The sequence below is a fragment of the Ensifer sp. ENS02 genome, assembly GCF_014851885.1.
GTDB lineage: Bacteria > Pseudomonadota > Alphaproteobacteria > Rhizobiales > Rhizobiaceae > Ensifer > Ensifer adhaerens.
The window spans coordinates 270,079-287,795 of sequence record NZ_JACVAO010000010.1; the positions used below are offsets into that span (position 1 = coordinate 270,079).

General features: G+C 63.2%; 14 protein-coding genes. 6 read left to right on the plus strand and 8 right to left on the minus strand.

Features of this window, described 5'->3' with window-relative positions:
- The first annotated feature begins 74 nt into the window (after positions 1 to 74).
- Genes IB262_RS22740 through IB262_RS22755 form a run of 4 tightly spaced genes read left to right on the plus strand, consistent with a single transcriptional unit; the run spans position 75 to position 5,377 of the window.
- Positions 75 to 1,673 (plus strand): peptide ABC transporter substrate-binding protein, encoded by a 1,599-nt coding sequence (locus IB262_RS22740; RefSeq protein WP_034799615.1) that lies wholly within the window; start codon positions 75 to 77, stop codon positions 1,671 to 1,673.
- Positions 1,674 to 1,727: 54 nt separating this feature from the next.
- Complete coding sequence (gene oppB / locus IB262_RS22745) at positions 1,728 to 2,651, plus strand: oligopeptide ABC transporter permease OppB (protein ID WP_034799616.1); 924 nt, start codon at positions 1,728 to 1,730, stop codon at positions 2,649 to 2,651.
- Positions 2,644 to 3,774 (plus strand): ABC transporter permease subunit, encoded by a 1,131-nt coding sequence (locus IB262_RS22750; RefSeq protein ID WP_034799617.1) that lies wholly within the window; start codon positions 2,644 to 2,646, stop codon positions 3,772 to 3,774. Before oppB ends, IB262_RS22750 begins: the two co-directional genes overlap by 8 nt.
- 1 nt (position 3,775) lies before the next feature.
- Positions 3,776 to 5,377, plus strand: a complete 1,602-nt coding sequence (locus IB262_RS22755; protein ID WP_060530325.1) for an ABC transporter ATP-binding protein — start codon at positions 3,776 to 3,778, stop codon at positions 5,375 to 5,377.
- A 75-nt stretch (positions 5,378 to 5,452) separates the two neighbouring features.
- Here the strand turns inward: IB262_RS22755 and IB262_RS22760 are convergent, their stop codons facing one another.
- Both IB262_RS22760 and IB262_RS22765 read right to left on the minus strand, forming a co-directional pair.
- On the minus strand, positions 5,453 to 6,814 hold the full coding sequence (locus tag IB262_RS22760) for a sigma-54 dependent transcriptional regulator (RefSeq protein ID WP_192493802.1): 1,362 nt from the start codon (positions 6,812 to 6,814) through the stop codon (positions 5,453 to 5,455).
- Positions 6,811 to 8,637 carry a sensor histidine kinase gene (locus IB262_RS22765; RefSeq protein ID WP_034799620.1) on the minus strand — a complete coding sequence of 609 codons (1,827 nt, stop codon included), beginning with the start codon at positions 8,635 to 8,637 and terminating at the stop codon, positions 6,811 to 6,813. Before IB262_RS22765 ends, IB262_RS22760 begins: the two co-directional genes overlap by 4 nt.
- 234 nt (positions 8,638 to 8,871) lie before the next feature.
- Here IB262_RS22765 and IB262_RS22770 point away from each other — a divergent pair, with 234 nt between their 5' ends.
- Both IB262_RS22770 and IB262_RS22775 read left to right on the plus strand, forming a co-directional pair.
- The gene (locus IB262_RS22770; protein WP_192493803.1) at positions 8,872 to 9,801 is read left to right on the plus strand and encodes a VOC family protein; all 930 of its coding nucleotides are present in this window, start codon (positions 8,872 to 8,874) and stop codon (positions 9,799 to 9,801) included.
- A 155-nt stretch (positions 9,802 to 9,956) separates the two neighbouring features.
- Positions 9,957 to 10,559: an alpha/beta hydrolase gene (locus IB262_RS22775; RefSeq protein WP_034799622.1), complete on the plus strand. Its 603-nt coding sequence runs from the start codon at positions 9,957 to 9,959 to the stop codon at positions 10,557 to 10,559.
- On the opposite strand, the gene IB262_RS22780 is transcribed toward IB262_RS22775, so the two are convergent.
- The 6 genes from IB262_RS22780 to IB262_RS22805 form a co-directional block, all read right to left on the minus strand.
- Complete coding sequence (locus tag IB262_RS22780; protein WP_192493804.1) at positions 10,560 to 11,672, minus strand: ABC transporter permease; 1,113 nt, start codon at positions 11,670 to 11,672, stop codon at positions 10,560 to 10,562. It abuts the gene before it with no gap.
- Between the two features lies 1 nt (position 11,673).
- Complete coding sequence (locus IB262_RS22785; RefSeq protein ID WP_034799624.1) at positions 11,674 to 12,822, minus strand: ABC transporter permease; 1,149 nt, start codon at positions 12,820 to 12,822, stop codon at positions 11,674 to 11,676.
- Positions 12,819 to 14,549, minus strand: a complete 1,731-nt coding sequence (locus tag IB262_RS22790; protein WP_192493805.1) for an ATP-binding cassette domain-containing protein — start codon at positions 14,547 to 14,549, stop codon at positions 12,819 to 12,821. Before IB262_RS22790 ends, IB262_RS22785 begins: the two co-directional genes overlap by 4 nt.
- A complete protein-coding gene (gene hlyD / locus IB262_RS22795) occupies positions 14,546 to 15,553 on the minus strand; it encodes a secretion protein HlyD (protein ID WP_192372802.1) in 1,008 nt (335 codons plus the stop codon). The genes IB262_RS22790 and hlyD overlap by 4 nt, the downstream gene beginning before the upstream one ends.
- Positions 15,550 to 16,251, minus strand: coding sequence for a CerR family C-terminal domain-containing protein (locus tag IB262_RS22800; protein WP_060586245.1), 702 nt, complete (start codon positions 16,249 to 16,251; stop codon positions 15,550 to 15,552). Before IB262_RS22800 ends, hlyD begins: the two co-directional genes overlap by 4 nt.
- Positions 16,252 to 16,432: 181 nt before the next feature.
- Complete coding sequence (locus tag IB262_RS22805; RefSeq protein WP_034799628.1) at positions 16,433 to 17,599, minus strand: HPP family protein; 1,167 nt, start codon at positions 17,597 to 17,599, stop codon at positions 16,433 to 16,435.
- Positions 17,600 to 17,717 lie beyond the last annotated feature (118 nt).

Sequence of the window (17,717 nt, forward strand, 5' to 3'; positions counted from 1 at the left end):
CCTTGCGTTCGCGAACGATTTGCACTTCTCTCCTGCGATCACAAACCCAAAACAAGGGGAAGGAGAGAAACAAAATGGCATCACTGAAACTCAACCTCCGCGCTGCCGCGCTGATTGGCTCGCTGCTCATCGGAGCAAGCCCGGCACTTGCCGAAGCTGTCCTGCATCGCGGCAACGCAGGTGAGCCGCAGACGCTCGACCAGCACCACACCTCGATCAACATTGAAGCGTTCATCCTCAAGGACCTCTACGAAGGCCTGACGATCTATGACGCCTCTGCCAAGATCGTCCCCGGTGTTGCTGAGACGTGGGAGCTTTCGGACGATGGCACGGTCTACACCTTCAAGCTGCGCGCCGATGCAAAGTGGTCGGACGGTTCGCCGGTAACGGCTGAAGACTTCGTCTTCTCCTTCCGCCGCGTCGAAGATCCGAAGACGGCTGCCGGCTACGCCAACATTCTCTTCCCGATCAAGAACGCCGAAAAGGTCAACAAGGGCGACCTGCCGACCGATCAGCTCGGCATCAAGGCGATCGACGAAAAGACCGTCGAAATCACGCTCGAGCGTCCGACCCCGTTCTTCCTGGAGCTGCTCGCACACCAGACGGCACTTCCGGTCAGCAAGGCCAGCGTCGAAAAGAACGGCGCAGACTTCGTCAAGCCGGGCGTCATGGTATCGAACGGCGCCTTCACGCTGCAGGCCCACGTTCCGAACGACAGCCTGACCGTCGTCAAGAACGCCAACTACTGGGATGCGGCCAACGTCAAGCTCGACAAGGTCATCTTCTACCCGATCGACGACCAGGCTGCTTCGGTTCGTCGTTTCGAAGCCAAGGAAATGGACCTCGTCTACAACTTCTCGGCTGACCAGATCGACCGTCTGCGCACGTCCTATGGCGAGCAGGTCCATGTCTCGCCGTCGCTTGCGACCTATTACTACGCCTTCGACACCCGCCAGGAGCCCTATAGCGACGTTCGCGTCCGCCAGGCTCTCTCCATGGCCGTCGACCGCGACTTCCTCGCCAAGGAAATCTACGCCGGTTCGCAGCTCCCCGCCTATTCGATGGTTCCTCCGGGCATCGAGAGCTACGGTGAGCCGTCCAAGGCCGAGTTCGGCACGCTGTCGCAGCTCGACCGCGAAGACAAGGCCATCGCCCTGATGAAGGAAGCCGGCTACGGCGAAGGTGGCAAGCCGCTCGACATCGAGCTGCGCTACAACACCAACCCGAACCACGAGCGCGTCGCAACGGCTGTCGCCGACATGTGGAAGAACACCTTCGGCGCCAAGGTGTCGCTGGTGAACCTCGACGTGTCCTCGCACTACGCCTACCTGCAGGAAGGCGGCAAGTTCAACGTTGCCCGCGCCGGCTGGCAGGCTGACTACGCGGATGCCGAGAACTTCCTGGCGCTCAGCGTCGGCTCCAACAAGACCTTCAACTACGGCCATTTCGAAAACGCCGAGTTCGACGGCCTGATGAAGAAGTCCTACGACGAGCAAGATCCGGCCGCTCGCTCGAAGCTGATGCATGAAGCCGAAGCGCTGCTGATGAAGGAACAGCCGATCGCTCCGCTTCTGACCCAGGCCGACCTGTGGTTGGTTGCCAGCCGCGTCAAGGGCTGGGCGGACAATGCTCCGAACGAGCACCTCAGCAAGTTCCTGAGCATCGCCGAATAACGAACAGAGACGACGCGCGGTCATAAGGTCGCGCGTCGCCTCCGGAGCACGTCCATGATTTCCTTCATCCTTCGCCGATTGGCGAGTGCGGTGCCGACCTTGTTTATCGTCGTCACCATTTCGTTTTTCTTGATGCGGTTCGCCCCTGGTGGCCCCTTCAACCTCGAGCGTCCTCTTCCGCCACAAACGATGGCGAACCTGATGAAGACGTACCAGCTCGACCAGCCTCTTTGGCGCCAATACACGCACTATCTCAGCAATGCGGTGACCGGCGACTTCGGCCCGAGCTACGTCTACAAGGACAACAACGTCGCTGAACTGATCGGCAAGGGTCTGCCCTATTCGATGGAACTCGGCTTCTACGCGTTGCTTATTGCGCTGATCGGCGGCGTCACCGCCGGAACGATCGCCGCGCTTCGGCAAAACAGCGTCCTCGATTTCACCATCATGTCGTTTTCGACGATAGGGGTCACCGTGCCCAACTTCGTCGTCGGCCCGGTGCTGACACTGGTCTTTGCGATCGTGCTCGCATGGCTGCCGGCCGGTGGTTGGGGGGATGGATCGCTGCGCTTCCTGATCCTGCCGATGATCGCGCTGGCATTGCCGCAGCTTGCAGTTTTTGCGCGGCTCACGCGCGGCTCGATGATCGAGGCGCTGCATACCGACCATATCCGAACGGCCAAGGCCTATGGCCTGCCATCGCGAACGGTCGTCGTTACCCATGCGATGCGTGGTGCGATGCTGCCGGTCGTGTCCTATCTCGCGCCCTGTGCTGCGGCCCTTCTGACCGGCTCGGCCGTCGTTGAGACGATCTTCACCATCCCGGGCGTCGGTCGCTACTTCGTCCTTGGCGCCATCAACCGTGACTACACGCTGGTGATGGGCACAGTTATCCTCGTTGCCATCTTCGTCATCGTTTTCAATCTCCTGGTCGACATTCTCTACGGCCTGCTCGATCCGAGGGTTCGCCATGACTGATATCGCCCAGACCCCGGCGGCGACGCCGGAAACAAAGGGGCGCAGCCTCTTCCAGCTCGCCGCCATGCGCTTCAAGCGCAACCGCGCCGCCATGGCCGGCTGCTTCATGCTGGCGCTTATCGCGCTGTTCTCGTTCCTCGGCCCGTTCTTCGTCCCGCACACCTACGATCAGGTGTTTCCGTCCTACGTCTCGATCAGCCCGAGCCTGGAGCCGCGTCCAGATACGTCGACGCTTCAGGACGTGATGGAAGGCGTCGCCACACGGGCACGCGTCACGCTCAAGGAGTTCAATCTCGAGGGTGAAACCTTCACCGCGACGATTACCTCCGAACAGCCGATCGATTCCCGCGCCACGCGCTACTTCGACCGCGCCAACGAATTCCGCGACACGCAGGTGGTGGCAACGGAAAACGACGGGAAGACGCTGAAGGTGACCGGTCAGGTCGACCGGGAATACTTCCCCTTCGGCACGGATTCCAACGGCCGCGACCTCCTGGTTCGCGTCATGCTCGGCGGCCAGATCTCGATCGCCGTCGGCCTGCTTGCGAGCCTCGTGTCTCTCGGGATCGGCGTGGTCTACGGCGCGACATCGGGCTACATCGGCGGTCGCGTCGACAACGTCATGATGCGTCTGGTTGAGATCATGTATTCTCTGCCCTTCGTGTTTCTGGTCGTCGTTCTCGTCGTGTTCTTCGGCCGCTCGTTCATCCTGATCTTCCTGGTGATCGGGGCGGTGGAATGGCTTGACATGGCCCGTATCGTGCGCGGCCAGACATTGGCGTTGAAACGTCGAGAATTCGTCGGCGCCGCTCAGGCGCTCGGCCTCACAGATTGGCAGATCATCCGCCGGCACATTATCCCCAACACGATTGGCCCGGTCATCGTTTTCGTGACAGTCGTCGTGCCCAAGGTGATCCTGCTCGAGAGCTTCCTCTCCTTCCTCGGCCTCGGCGTTCAGGCGCCGCTGACGAGCTGGGGGGCACTGATCTCGGAAGGCGCAAACAACATCCAGTCGGCGCCATGGCTTCTGATCTTCCCGGCCATCTTTTTCGTCCTGACGCTGTTCTCGCTGAACTTCGTCGGCGACGGCCTGCGCGACGCGCTCGACCCGAAGGATCGCTGACATGGCAGATACCAAGGAAACCATCCTGGCCGTTCGCGGTCTCAAGGTGAACTTCTCGACGCCTGACGGCACGGTCGAAGCGGTCAAGGGCATCGACCTCGATGTGCGCACCGGCGAAACGCTCGCGGTCGTCGGCGAGTCCGGCTCCGGCAAGAGTCAGACGATGATGGGCATCATGGGTCTGCTTGCCAAGAACGGCACCGTGACCGGCTCGGCAACCTACCGCGGGCAGGAACTCGTCGGACTGCCGGCCAAGGCCTTGAACCAGGTCCGCGGCGCGAAGGTCACCATGATCTTCCAGGAGCCAATGACCTCGCTCGATCCGCTCTATCCGGTCGGTCGCCAGATCGCCGAGCCGATCGTTCACCACCGCGGCGGCACGTTCAAGCAGGCGCGGGCGCGCGTGCTCGAACTGCTGGAGCTCGTCGGCATTCCGGAACCGGCGCGCCGCATCGACAGCTATCCGCACGAGCTATCGGGCGGCCAGCGCCAGCGCGTGATGATCGCGATGGCACTTGCGAACGACCCGGATCTGCTGATTGCGGACGAGCCGACGACGGCGCTCGACGTGACGATCCAGGCACAGATCCTCGATCTCCTGAAATCGCTGCAGAAGCGATTCGGCATGGCGATCGTGCTGATCACCCACGACCTCGGCATCGTCAAACACTTCGCCGACCGTGTCGCCGTGATGCGTCGCGGCGAAGTGGTTGAAAAGGGCACGACGGCCGACATCTTCGAACGGCCGCAGGCCGACTATACGAAGATGCTGCTTGCCGCCGAACCGAGCGGCCGCAAGGCGTCTCCGCCCGACAGTGCGCCGATCATTCTCGAAGGTCGCGACGTCTGCGTCGACTACCAAATCGGTGGCGGCCTCTTCCGCGGCGGCAAGTCCGTCTTCCGTGCGGTCGACAGCGTCAATCTGCGCCTGAAGGAAGGGCAGACGATCGGTGTCGTCGGCGAGTCCGGTTCGGGCAAGTCGACGCTCGGCCGCGCGCTTCTTCGGCTCCTGCCGAGCAGCGGCCACTACCGCTTCGGCACGACGGATATCTCCGGCTTCGACCGCGGGCAGATGCGGCCGCTGCGGCGCACCCTGCAGCTCGTCTTCCAGGATCCCTACGGCTCGCTTTCGCCACGGCGCACCGTCGGCGAAATCATCACCGAAGGCCTGCACGTGCACGAGCCCGAGCTCACCCGCGCCGACCGCGACCGCCGGGCGTCGGAAGCGTTGAAGGAAGTGGGCCTGGATCCCGCCTCCCGCAACCGCTACCCGCACGAGTTCTCGGGCGGCCAGCGCCAGCGCATCGCCATTGCTCGTGCCATGATCCTGAAGCCCAAGGTCGTCATCCTCGATGAGCCGACGTCGGCGCTCGACCGTTCGGTCCAGGGGCAGGTGATCGAGCTGTTGCGCGACCTGCAGCGCTCACACGGGCTCTCCTACATCTTCATCAGCCACGACCTTTCGGTGGTGAAGGCGATGTCGGACTATGTGATCGTCATGAAGAACGGCAAGATTGTCGAGGAAGGCGAGACCGATGCGATCTTCGAGGCGCCGAAGCAGCCCTATACCAAGACGCTGATCGGCGCTGCCTTCAACGTTTGAGCAGGCACAGGCCTTCAAAATTTGGCGGGGACGCGAGCGATCGCGTCCCCGTTTCCGTTCTCGGGCTCGGAAACGTCAGCTCTCGTTCTCTGCGGAGAAATCGGAAGCGACGAGTTTCTTGTCGAGCCCGAACTTCTGCATCTTCTCGTAGAGCGTCTTGCGCGAGATGCCGAGGGTCTCGTAGACCGGCTTCAGCGCGCCGCCATGGGCGGCGATTGCGCTGGCGATGAGGCCTTTTTCATATGCCGCCACCTTGTCGGCAAGGCGGTTGCCGTTTTCCGATCGCGCGCTGTCGTCGGGAGCCGCGTCGAGCCCGAGCACCAGCCGCTCGGCGGCATTGCGCAACTCGCGCACGTTGCCCGGCCAGTCGCGCTCGGCGATTTCGGCCAGCATCGATTGGGAGATCTCCACCTCATCCCGGCCGTAGCGAGCGGCCGACTCCCTGACCAGTTGCAGAAAGAGCAGCGGAATGTCGGCGCGCCGCTGCGCAAGCGAGGGGACGCGGAGCGTCGCGACGTTGAGGCGATAGAGGAGGTCCGCCCGGAAGCGCCCGGCGGCGACTTCCTTTTCGAGATCGACCTTGCTGGTGGCGATGAAACGGACGTCGAGCGGGACCTGCTCGTTCGATCCCAGACGGGTGATGACGCGTTCCTGCAGCACCCGCAGAAACTTTGCCTGGAGGTCGAAGGGCATCGAGCCAATCTCGTCGAGCAGGATCGTACCGCCGCGACCATGTTCGAACTTGCCGTAGCGCGGACGGATGGCGCCGGGAAAGGCGCCGGGCTCATGGCCGAAGAGTTCGCTTTCGATCAGGTTTTCGGGCAGTGCGGCGCAGTTGATGGCGATGAACGGGCTGTTGGCGCGGGTGCTCAGATCATGCAGCGTGCGGGCCAGCACCTCCTTGCCGACGCCGGTATCGCCGATGATCAAGGTATCGGCATCGGCCGCGCCGAGCGCGCGGATGCGGTAGCGCAGGTCGACCATGACCTGGCTTCGACCGGGCAGCCGCTGCTCGATGTCGTCGCGCTTGCCGGCAACCGCCTTCAGCCGGCGGTTTTCAAGAACGAGCGCGCGCCAGTCCAGTGCCCGGCGGATCGTGCCGGCGAGCATCTGCGCTGCGAAGGGTTTCTCGACGAAGTCATAGGCGCCTTCGCGCATGGCCCGGACCGCGAGTTGCACATCGCCATGGCCGGTGACGAGGATGACCGGTACCTCCGCATCGATTTCGCGGATGCGCTGCAGGAGGGTCATGCCGTCCATGCCCGGCATGCGGATATCGCTGATCACCACGCCAGGAAAACTGTAGCTGATGAATTCGAGCGCGTGTTCGGCGGCCGAGAAGGCATCGACGCGGAAACCGGCCAGCTCCAGCGCCTGGGCGCTCGAATGGCGCACATCCTCTTCGTCATCGACGAGCAGGATCCGGCTCTCGATCATTCGGCGGCCTCCCGGGCATTGCTGTTGTCGGCAGCGAGTTCGATGCGGAACTCGGCGCCGCCTTCCGCGAGGTTAGTGGCGACAAGGCTTCCGCCGAAATCCTTGATAATGTTATAGGAAATCGAAAGGCCAAGGCCCAGCCCCTTGCCGACGCCCTTTGTGGAAAAGAATGGGTCGAAGATACGTTCGGCAATCGCCGGCGCAATGCCGGGGCCGCGGTCGCTGACGGTCAGCACGACTTTGCCGTCTTCCTGCTTCGCACGCAGGCGGATGGTGCGGTCGTCAAGGCCCTCGACGGCATCGGCGGCATTGGAAATGATGTTGACGAGCACCTGCTGCAGGCGGACCGAGCCGGCCCGGACGACGAGCGGTTCGTTGCCGAGATCGATGTCGATGGTCGCCGCCGCCGCCTTCAGCCGAACCGACACGATCTCCATCGTGTCGCGCACCACTTCCTCGACCGGGACCGGCCCGAGTTTCTCGTTCGGTTTGCGGGCGAAATTGCGCAGGTGCTTGCTGATCGCCGCCATGCGGTCGACAAGCCCGGAGATGCGACGGATATTGTCCGTCGCCTCGTCGGACCGACCCCGCTCGATCAGCAGTGCGGCGCTGTCAGCATAGGTCTTTGCGGCGGCGAGCGGCTGGTTGAATTCGTGCGAGAGGGCGGCGGACATCTGCCCGAGCCCTGCCAGTTTTCCGGCCTGGATCAGATCGGCCTGCGTCCGTCGCAGTTGCTTCTCCGTCAGCCGCCGTTCGGCGATCTCTTCCTCGATCTGGCCGTTGACGCGGGCAAGGTCAGCGGTGCGTTCGTCTACGCGGCGTTCCAGCTCGGCCTGTGCTTCCGCCTGCATCGACAGGCGCTCGTTGAGCCGCGCGCGCCGCTGGAGAATGATGGCGACGCCGAGACCGGCAAGGCAGAGCAGAAGCAGAGCGGCGATAACAGTCGTCAGCGCCTGTGTTCGCACCGACGCGGTGTCGACCAGCACATTCACCGTCCAGTCGGCGTCGGGCATCCGCTGCGAAAGCATCAGGTATTCGCGGCTCGAGTTTTCGGCCGAGACGGTGAGGAAATGACGGTCGGACGAAACGCGCTCCGACACGGGAAGGGCATGTACGGTCGCATCGGCGTAGCGCCTGGAGGCCTCGGTTCGTGCAAGCCGGTCCGACGTCAGCGGCAGGATCGACGCGTAGCGCCATTCCGGATCGCCGGACATGAAGACGATGCCTTCCGGGTCGGAGACGAAGATCTTGTACTCGCCGCCCTGCCAGGACGCTTCGATGCGCTCGACATCGACCTTGAACACCATGACGCCGCGGATCTCGTTGCCAACCCGGATCGGGGAGCCGAAAAAGTAGCCGCGTTTCAACGACGTGGTTCCGAGTGCATAGAACCGTGATTGCTCGCCGCGAAGCGCTTCCTGGAAATAGGGCCGGTAGCTGAAATTCTGCCCAACGAAGCTCGTCGGCCCGTCATAGTTGCTGGCGGCGATGGTGTTGCCATCCGGCGTGATCACGTAGATGTCCGAGGACTGCAACAGGCCGTTGATGTCCTTGAGGTAGCTGTCGACGGCCTCCCGCAGTCGCCGGTCCCGTGGGCGGGTGACGAGCTCGCGGACATCGTCATGATCCGCGATCAGTGCCGGCAACGCCTGGTAGCGGTTGAGGTGGCCGTCGAGCGCGGTGACGGCGAGGCGCAGCGCCGTGGTCGCCTGAGCACCTGCCTCGCGCAAATAGCTGTCGGTCGTGACCGCATAGCCTTTCCATGCCAGCATGGTTGCAAGCAGCGGCAACAGCAGGAACGCAAGGACCAAGCGATGTTTCACAGATATGCGCGCCCCTCCTCGCGTCGTTGCAGCAAATGCCGCCCGCCGATCTTAAGCATCGGGGCGAGGGCTCACAAGTCGCCGCTGCAACTCGCTTCTGTTGACGAGTTTTAGGCGTCGTCAATGATCTGTTGACAATGCGTTTGGTTGCGGCCGTCTTTCGCCGAGAAGCGGATAGGCGCATCTAAGACCCAACGGAGCGCCCGGTGGCGCCGGAGAGAAAGGATCACGGCAATGCTCAATCAGATCAAGGGTCTGCATCACGTCACCTCGATGGCGGACGATGCGCGCGAGAACAACCTGTTCTTCACCAAGTCGCTCGGCCTGCGCCGTGTCAAGAAGACGGTCAACTTCGACTCGCCGGATGTCTACCACCTCTATTACGGCGACGAAGCCGGCACGCCTGGTACCGTCATGACCTATTTCCCGTTCCCGCAGATGCCGCGTGGCCGCGCCGGTACTGGCGAAGTCGGAACCACCGTCTTCTCCGTGCCCGAAGGTTCGCTCGGTTTCTGGAAAGAGCGGCTGGCGACGCTCGGCGCCACCGGTCTCAAGGATGAAGAAACCTTCGGTGAAAAGCGCCTGAACTTTGCCGGTCCTGATGGTGACGGCTTTGCGCTTGTCGAGGTCAGGGACGATGGGCGCACGCCCTGGACGGAAGGCGGCATTTCCGCTGATCATGCGATCCGCGGGTTCCATTCGGCAGCACTGCGCCTGCGTGACGAAGGTGCGACGGCGGAACTTCTGAAGTTCATGGGCTACGAAGAGCTTGACCGCAAGGATGGTGTAACTCGTCTAATCGTGCCCGGCGGCAACGATGCCCGCGTCATCGACCTCGAAACGATGCCGAATATCGGCCGCGCCTCGCAAGGGGCAGGCTCGGTGCACGACATCGCCTTCGCGGTCGATAACCGCGAAAAGCAACTCGAGGTGCGCAAGGCACTGATGGACACGGGCTATCAGGTGACGCCGGTCATCGACCGCGATTACTTCTGGGCGATCTATTTCCGCACGCCGGGCGGCGTCCTGTTCGAGATCGCGACAAACGAGCCTGGCTTCGACCGGGACGAGGACCTCGCCCATCTCGGCGAGGCGCTGAAGCTGCCGCAGCAGCACAAGCACCTGCGCCCGATCCTCGAAAATCACCTGCAGAAGATCGACTAAGACGCCAAGAAGGCTCGCCGCCGCGGCGAGCCTTCGCTACCCGATCTTGCACAGGTCGGTTCACAGTTTCGTCGAAACCGTGAAGCCAACGCTTTGAAATCAGGCAGGTTCGCACGAGGCTTCGACCCGTCGGAGGCCTGCCCCAGGAGACAAAAATGGTAGATCATGGCTATGTTCACAAGCTGAAGGCCGGAAAGCCCGGCCAGCCGATTTTCTTCGTGTTCCACGGGACCGGCGGTGACGAGAACCAGTTCTTCACTTTCGCATCCGAGTTGCTGCCCGACGCGACGATCGTTTCGCCACGAGGCGACGTTTCGGAATTTGGCGCCGCACGCTTCTTCAAGCGCACCGGCGAGGGTGTCTACGATATGGCCGACCTTGCTCGCGCCACCGAAAAGATGACGGGCTTCGTCAAGGCGCTGGCTACGGAGCATCAGGCTTCTCAGGTGATCGGCCTTGGTTATTCCAACGGCGCGAACATCCTTGCCAACGTGCTGATCGAAGGTGGTGTTTTCGACAAGGCGGTGCTGATGCATCCCTTGATCCCGTTCCGCCCGAAGGACAATGCGGGGCTGAAGGAGCGTAGCGTCCTGATCACCGCCGGCGAGCGTGACCCCATCTGCCCGGCGCCGCTGACCCAGGCGCTCGCGGACTATTTCCAGGGGCAGGGCGCGGCAACCGAGATCGAGTGGCATTCGGGCGGGCACGACATCCGCCAGAATGAAATCGCGGCGATCGCGCGCTTCCTGAAGGATTGATCACTCCAGCCGGCGACGGAAGAGCCAGGAGGCGGCCGAGAGGGTGACGATGGCGATCAGAAACAATGGGATCGTCTGTCGCGCCACCTCGACCGCCGGAATGTCCTTGAGGAACACGCCTTTCACGATCACGAGGAAGTAGCGCAGCGGATTGACATAGGTGATCGGCTGCAGCCAGGAGGGCATGTTCTCGATCGGCGTGGCGAAACCCGAAAGCAGCATCGCCGGCACCATGAACAGGAACGCGCCGAGGATCGCCTGCTGCTGCGTCATCGACAGGGCAGAAATGAACAGGCCGAGGCCGACGACGGAGGCGAGGTAGAACACCGCGCTGCCGTAGAGCAAAAGCAGCGAGCCGCGCAGCGGCACGCCGAAGATGAAGACGGCCGCCAGGATGTAAATGGTGATGTGGAAGAGGCCGATCATCATCGGCGGGATCAGCTTGCCGATCAGGATCTCGTGGGTTCGAAGCGGCGAGACCATCAGTTGATCGAAAGTGCCGAGCTCCCGTTCGCGCGCGATCGATAGCGCCGTGACAATAAGACCGATCAACAATGCGATGCTGGCGACGAGGTTCGGAACCATGAACCACTGGTAGGTAAGGTTTGGATTGAACCAGTTGCGGGCAACGACGGTGACCGCCCCCGATGCCATGCGCTTGCCTGCGGGCGTCTCGGCGGCAAGCGCGCCGACGATACGGCCGAGATAACCGGAGACGATCTGCGACGCATTGGAGCGGCGGCCGTCGAGGATGACCTGCACCTCCGCCGGCCGGCCGGCCTCGATATCGCGCGAGAAGGTGGGGCCGATTTCGATCGCCGCAATGACCTGCTGGGTGTCGATCGCCAGGCGCACCTCCTGCTGACTGTCGGTGAAGCGGATGCTTCGGAAGGTTGGCGAGCCGTCGATCCCCTCGATCAGATCCTGGCTCCAGTGGCCGTTGTCGCGGTTCAGCACCAGCACGTCGACATTCGTGACCTCCAGCGTCGCAGCGTAGGAGAACACCAGAAGCTGCAGGATCGGCGGTACGATCAGCACGGTGCGCCCCTTGGGGTCGCGCAGCACCGCCAGCAACTCCTTGACGATCAGGGCCTTCAGTCTCGTCCACCACATGTCAGCCGATCCTCTTGCGGGTACTGCGGGCGGCGAGCGCGAAGAACACGCTGCCGATCAGGAGCATGGCGGCAATGGACTTGCCGAACATCGGCCAGATGTCGCCAGCCAGAAACACCGTCTGCAGGCTCGGGATCAGATAGCGCGCCGGCACGATAAAGGTGATCCACTGGATGACCGTCGGCATCGAATTGATCTCGAAGAGAAATCCCGAAAGCAGAAAGGCCGGAAGAAACGCCGAAATCAGCGCGAGCTGCGAGGCGAGGAACTGGTTCTTGGTCGCCGCGGAAATCAACAGGCCCTGACCGAGCGCCGGCATCAGGAAAGTCGCTGACAGCGCGTAGAGCGCTGCGACCGAGCCGCGAAAAGGAACGCCGAAGAGGAAGACGGCAAGGAGGACGCAGAGCGTCATCGAGGTGAGCCCGAGAATAAAATAGGGCAGCAGCTTGCCGGCAAGGAGTTCGGCTGCCGAAACCGGCGTCGCCATCATCGCCTCCATCGTGCCGCGCTCCCATTCACGTGCAACGACGAGCGAGGTGAGCAGCGTCCCGACCAGCGTCATGACGATGGCGATCGAGCCCGGCACCAGGAAGTTCCGGCTGGTCAGCTCCGGGTTGAACCAGAAGCGCTGCTCGGCCGAGATCGCCGGCGGCCGGCCGGCGCTGTCGCTCAACCGCTGGCGCTCCCAATTGGCTACGGTCGCCTGCGCATAGTTCTGGACGAAGTTCGCGGTGTTGGGATCGGAGCCGTCGACGAGCACCTGCAAGGCGGGGTGCCGACCGGCCGAGTAGTCGGCCACGAAGCTCTTGGGGATTACAACGATGCCCCGGACCCGGCCAAGCACTAGGTCTTCCTCGAACTCGCGGCGGTCCCGACCGACCGCCACCGTGAAATAACGCGAGGCCTGAAATCCCGCAGCGAGATCGCGCGTCAGCGGGGCCTCTTCTTCGACGACGAGGCCGATGCGGGTCTGCGTCGTGTCGAGCGAAACACCATAGCCGAAGAGAAACAACAGGATCATCGGCAGCACGAAGGCGATCAGGATGCTGCTCGGGTCGCGAACGATCTGATAGCTTTCCTTGCGCACCAACGCGGCAAAGCGTCTGGCTCTCGTGGCCCGGCCCTCGGTCGTTGCGGCGCGCGCGCTCATGCGGCCTCCTTCTCCTCTGAGCCTTGAACCAGAGCGATGAAGGCATCCTCCATCGTCGGGTCCGGAAGCTCAGGGCTAGCGACCTGCGCCTTCAATTCGTCCGGTGAGCCGAGCGCGATCGACCGGCCGCGATAAATCAGCGAAATGCGGTCGCAATATTCGGCTTCGTCCATGAAGTGGGTGGTGACGAGTACGGTGACGCCCTTTTCGACAAGGCCGTTGATGTGGGTCCAGAATTCGCGCCGGGTGATGGGGTCGACGCCGGAGGTCGGTTCGTCGAGAAACAGCGCTTCCGGTTCGTGCAATACGGCGCAGGCGAGTGCCAGACGCTGCTTGAGGCCGAGCGGCAGATCTTTCGCCGACATGTCGAGCAGGCGGGCGAAGCCGAAGATTTCCGTCATCAACTGGATGCGTTCGCGTTTGCGCGCGCCGGCAAGACCGTAGACGCCCGCAAAGAAGCTGAGGTTCTGGCCGACGCTCAAATCGCCGTAGAGCGAGAATTTTTGCGCCATGTAGCCCAGCCGGTTGCGTGCTTCCGCTGCGTCTCGCCGTAGATCGAAACCGGCGACGCGGCCTTCGCCGGCCGTGGGCTTCAACAGCCCGCACAACATCTTGAAGGTCGTGGATTTGCCGGCGCCGTTCGGGCCTAAGAGCCCGAAGATCTGACCGCGCGGTATGTCGAAGGTGATCGCATCCGCGGCGGTGAAATCGCCGAAGCGTTTCGTCAGTCCGCGCGCTTCGATGACCGGGCGTTCGCCGTCGGTCGGGAAGGGGGTCTGGGTTTCCGCGAGCTTGGAGCGGCCACCGGGACCGCCGCCGAGCATGTCGATGAACGCATCCTCGAAACGCGGCGTGGTCGTCGCCACGCCCGATGCGGACGAATGTCCGTCTGGGGTTGGCGGTTTGGTCCCTGGCTTCATGACCAGGCGGATCGCTTCGCCCTGGATGACCCCGTCGACGACATCGTCGTCGTCGAGATAGCTTGCGAGCTTCTGGCGCCGCCCATGGGGAATGCCGGAAATCTTGAAGACGCGATCGGCGACCCTGGCGGTCAATTCGGCGGGACTGCCCGTGAACAGGAGCTTGCCTTCGTTCAAGAGCAGAACGCTGTCGCAGGCCTCCGCCTCGTCCAGATAGGCCGTGGACCAGACGACGCCGATGCCTTCCTTCGTCAGGTTTTCGACCATCTTCCAGAGATCTCGGCGCGAGATCGGGTCGACGCCGACGCCCGGTTCGTCGAGGAGAAGCAGCCTCGGCTTGCGCAGCAGGGCGCAGGCAAGGCCAAGCTTCTGCTTCATGCCGCCGGAGAGCTTGCCGGCAAGGCGGCTAGTGAAACGCTTGAGGTCGGTAAATTCGAGCAGTTCGTCGAAGGTCGCTGTGCGCTCGCCAAGCGGCAGGCCGCGCAGATCGGCGTAGAGATTGAGGTTTTCCTGAACGGAAAGGTCCTCATAGAGGCCGAAGCGTTGCGGCATGTAGCCGATGGCCGCCTGGATATCGGCAGCATTCGCCACCGTATCGAAACCGAGAACCTCGACCTTGCCTTCGTCCGGCACCATCAGCCCGGTCATCAGGCGGATCAGCGTGGTCTTTCCGGCGCCATCCGGGCCGACGAGCCCGGTGATCCGCCCGCCCAAGATTTCGCCAGCGATATGGTCGAGCGCCGGCGGAGCATCGCCGAAGCGCTTGACCACATCCGCGATGCGAACGAACGGCACCTCGTCGCTCATTGCGCGGCTCCAGCCTTTTCCGGCAGATGCACGGTCACGGGCATGCCCTGCCGGAGATCGGGGCCCGGCTTGTCGACCACGATGCGCAGGCGATAAACGAGATCGGTGCGCAGTTCCGGCGTTTCCACCGACTTGGGCGTGAATTCGGCGACCGGTGAAATGAACCCGACCGTCGCCTTGTAGCGGTGGTCCGGGGCGCTGTCGGACGTGACCTCGACGGCCATGCCGGGATGCACCCGGCCAAGGTCCGGTTCCGCCACATAGGCGCGCACCCAGACGGGTTCGTTCAGCGAGACGACGTAGACGGTGTCGGAAGGCGCGACGATGGCACCAGCCTCGCGCACCCGCGACAGGACCGTGCCGGCGCTCGGCGCGAACAGTTGGGTATCGGCAAGCGAGGTGCGGGCGCTTTCGAGCTTGGCTTCGGCGGCAAGCACCTGCGCCTGGGCGGCTTCAATATCCTCGATCCGGCTTCCCTCTTCGATGAGCGCCAAGGCCTCGCGGGCGGAGGTGGCGCGCGCTGCGGCTGCCGCCCTGTTGGCGTTCGCCTCGTCGAGATTGGCCTGGGAGATGGTGCCGTTCGGGCGCAATTGCCGGGCGCGTTCATAAGCGAGATTGGCGTTTTCGAGATCGGCCAGACGTTCCTCATGGGTCGCGCGCGCCTGGGCGATCTCGGTCGGGCGTGCCCCCGCCCTCAGCTTTGCAAGGTTGGCCCTGAGCGCACCGAGATCGGCCTGCGCCGCGGCGACCGCCTGCTCGAACGGGACGGCGTCCAGCGTCGCCAGAACGTCCCCGGGCTTGACCACGTCTCCTTCGTCGACGCCAAGGCTTGCGATGCGGCCGCTGACGCGGAAGCCGAGTGAAACCTGCCGAATGTCGACATTGCCGTAGAGCACCGAGGTCTGCTCCGTGCCGATCCAGCCGAGCCGCTGCGGCACGTCGAACCACCAGGCACTGGCCGCGGCGCCGGCAAGCAATACAAGGGCTACTGCTGGCTTGTTCATGATCGGTCCTCCCGCTTGCTTCCAATGGCCGCGACCAGCTCGGCAGCATGTCGGCGCAAGAGGTCGAGCTCGTCAGGACCGACCGCCTGCCATTTCATCTGCCGAAGCACGGCTGCGTGGGCCATGCGGAAGACCAGGATGCTGCCGACGAAGGACAGGGTTTTCAGCCGGACCTGTTCCGATTGAGGAGGCTCGCCAAGGATGGTGGCAACCAGCCTGCCGGCCATGCCGATCATCGGGCCCATGACGTTGGAATAGACGCGCTCAAAGGCTTCCGTCGGCTCCATCTGTTCGCGGATGATGAAGCGCGCCCAGCTTTCGGACTGACGGCTCACGAAGAGGGCGACCATGTGCTGCGCCAGCTGGGTGAGCATGTCGCGGGCTTCCCGGGGTTCCAACGGCTGGCCTTGGCTGTCGAGGTGGGCAAGGCGAGCAAGAACCGCGTTTCGAAGGTCTGCGACGTGGTCGATGATGATCGAGGCAAGGTGCTCCGCAGCGGCGATATGGAGGCCTTCCTTGCCGCCGAAGTAATAGGGGATTGCCTGGAGGTTCACGCCTGCCGTTTCGGCGAGCATGCGAGTGGTTGCGCCGTCAAAGCCGTAGCGGCCAAAGACGTCGATGGAACTGGTCAACAGTTTCTCGCGGGTGACATCTCCGCGGTCCTGCTTGGTCGGACGGGGCGAGGTTTCTTTTTTCATGGCATACTGAAATTACATCATTCCATTGATTAAGTCAATCGAATGAATGGATGCGACGGATGACGACATGCCTTGGTTCGATGAGGTCGTGTTGCAGAAAGCGAGTCGCGCAAAGGCGCACAGCGGTTTTGCTGTGGCGCTCTATTTTGCGGGCGAGGAACCTCCGGTGAACCTTTTTGGCCTAAGCGACGTCGCGCTCTTCGCCCCGTTCGAGGCGGCGCTGAAAGAGGGCGGCGATGAGATCCGATTGGGTGACGACGCCGAGCAGCCGGTTATCCGGATCGACCACGGGCATATGGTGCAGCCCCATGTCGGACATCGGCGGCACGAGTTTGGCGATCATGGTTTCCGGCAGGGCGGATTGCACCTTGCGGGTCATGATGTCGGATACGAGCCGCGGCGTTTTCGGCCCGAAGCCGATAACGTTTCCGAGCCGCTGGCGGATGCCGCCCTGCGGCGTGAGCATCGCGTGTTTCATGAAATCGGTTTGCGTGACGATACCGACGAGGCCGTCCTTTTCAGTCACGACCGGTAGCGCCTTGATGTGATGCTTGATCAGGGTCTGCCAGGCCTGGCGCAAGGTCGTCTCGGGCGTGGCCGTGGCGACGTCGCGCGACATGATCTCGGCGCAGGTGATTTCGCCGGAGCGGCGGTTGAAGGCGCGGATCTGCGCCTGGTGGATCAACGCGTCGAGCTCTTCGGGACTGACGTCGACCACTTCACCATATTGGGCGAGAACGGCCTGCAGGTCTTCGGGGACGATGCCGAGCCTGTGCGTCGGCGCGGGGTCGCTCGTTCCATGCAGCGTCGGCGCCTGCGCAAGATGCGGGTAGCGGCGACCGGTCACGTTGTTGAACGCCAGCGCGATCAAGAGGATGACGACCGAATTGATGGCGACCGGCGACAGGACGAACCAGTAGCCCGCCTCGTGGATCGCCGGGCCACCGAGCACGGCGGTCAGCGCAACCGCCCCGCTCGGCGGATGAAGGCAGCCGAGCAGCAGCATGATCGCGATGGCGAGCCCGACGGCGACTGCGGCTGCGACGACCGGATCCGGGATCAGCAACGCCGCGGTCACGCCGATCAGCGAAGAGATGGTGTTGCCGCCGACGATCGACCAGGGCTGGGCGAGCGGGCTGGCCGGGGCGGCAAAGAGAAGGACGGCCGAGGCGCCCATTGGCGCGATCAGCAGCGGCAGGCTGGCGCCCGCCCCGAGGGCATAGCTGCTGATCAAGCCGGTAAGCAGGATGCCAAGAAGCGCGCCCAAAGACGCACGCAGGCGTTCCAGATGGCTGATCGGAACGAGCGATGGGATGAAACGCTTGATGTACGCGCGGGCCTTCGACATGGAGCCTCTCGGGAGGGGAGGTACGGACTTGGGCACGCCATTAGCACATGGCGCAGCATTGGGCATGAAATCCGCATCCAAAAACCGGCGTTGGATTGAAATATATGCATCGCGCCTA

Excerpts from the sequence above, each read along its gene's own strand:
- IB262_RS22760 (WP_192493802.1), bottom strand. The coding sequence starts at position 6,814 with ATGATCGAGAGCCGGATCCTGCTCGTCGATGACGAAGAGGATGTGCGC.
- oppB (WP_034799616.1), top strand. The coding sequence starts at position 1,728 with ATGATTTCCTTCATCCTTCGCCGATTGGCGAGTGCGGTGCCGACCTTG.
- hlyD (WP_192372802.1), bottom strand. The coding sequence starts at position 15,553 with ATGAACAAGCCAGCAGTAGCCCTTGTATTGCTTGCCGGCGCCGCGGCC.
- IB262_RS22780 (WP_192493804.1), bottom strand. The coding sequence starts at position 11,672 with ATGTGGTGGACGAGACTGAAGGCCCTGATCGTCAAGGAGTTGCTGGCG.
- IB262_RS22770 (WP_192493803.1), top strand. The coding sequence starts at position 8,872 with ATGCTCAATCAGATCAAGGGTCTGCATCACGTCACCTCGATGGCGGAC.
- IB262_RS22790 (WP_192493805.1), bottom strand. The coding sequence starts at position 14,549 with ATGAGCGACGAGGTGCCGTTCGTTCGCATCGCGGATGTGGTCAAGCGC.
- IB262_RS22785 (WP_034799624.1), bottom strand. The coding sequence starts at position 12,822 with ATGAGCGCGCGCGCCGCAACGACCGAGGGCCGGGCCACGAGAGCCAGA.
- IB262_RS22800 (WP_060586245.1), bottom strand. The coding sequence starts at position 16,251 with ATGAAAAAAGAAACCTCGCCCCGTCCGACCAAGCAGGACCGCGGAGAT.
- IB262_RS22775 (WP_034799622.1), top strand. The coding sequence starts at position 9,957 with ATGGTAGATCATGGCTATGTTCACAAGCTGAAGGCCGGAAAGCCCGGC.
- IB262_RS22750 (WP_034799617.1), top strand. The coding sequence starts at position 2,644 with ATGACTGATATCGCCCAGACCCCGGCGGCGACGCCGGAAACAAAGGGG.
- IB262_RS22755 (WP_060530325.1), top strand. The coding sequence starts at position 3,776 with ATGGCAGATACCAAGGAAACCATCCTGGCCGTTCGCGGTCTCAAGGTG.
- IB262_RS22740 (WP_034799615.1), top strand. The coding sequence starts at position 75 with ATGGCATCACTGAAACTCAACCTCCGCGCTGCCGCGCTGATTGGCTCG.
- IB262_RS22805 (WP_034799628.1), bottom strand. The coding sequence starts at position 17,599 with ATGTCGAAGGCCCGCGCGTACATCAAGCGTTTCATCCCATCGCTCGTT.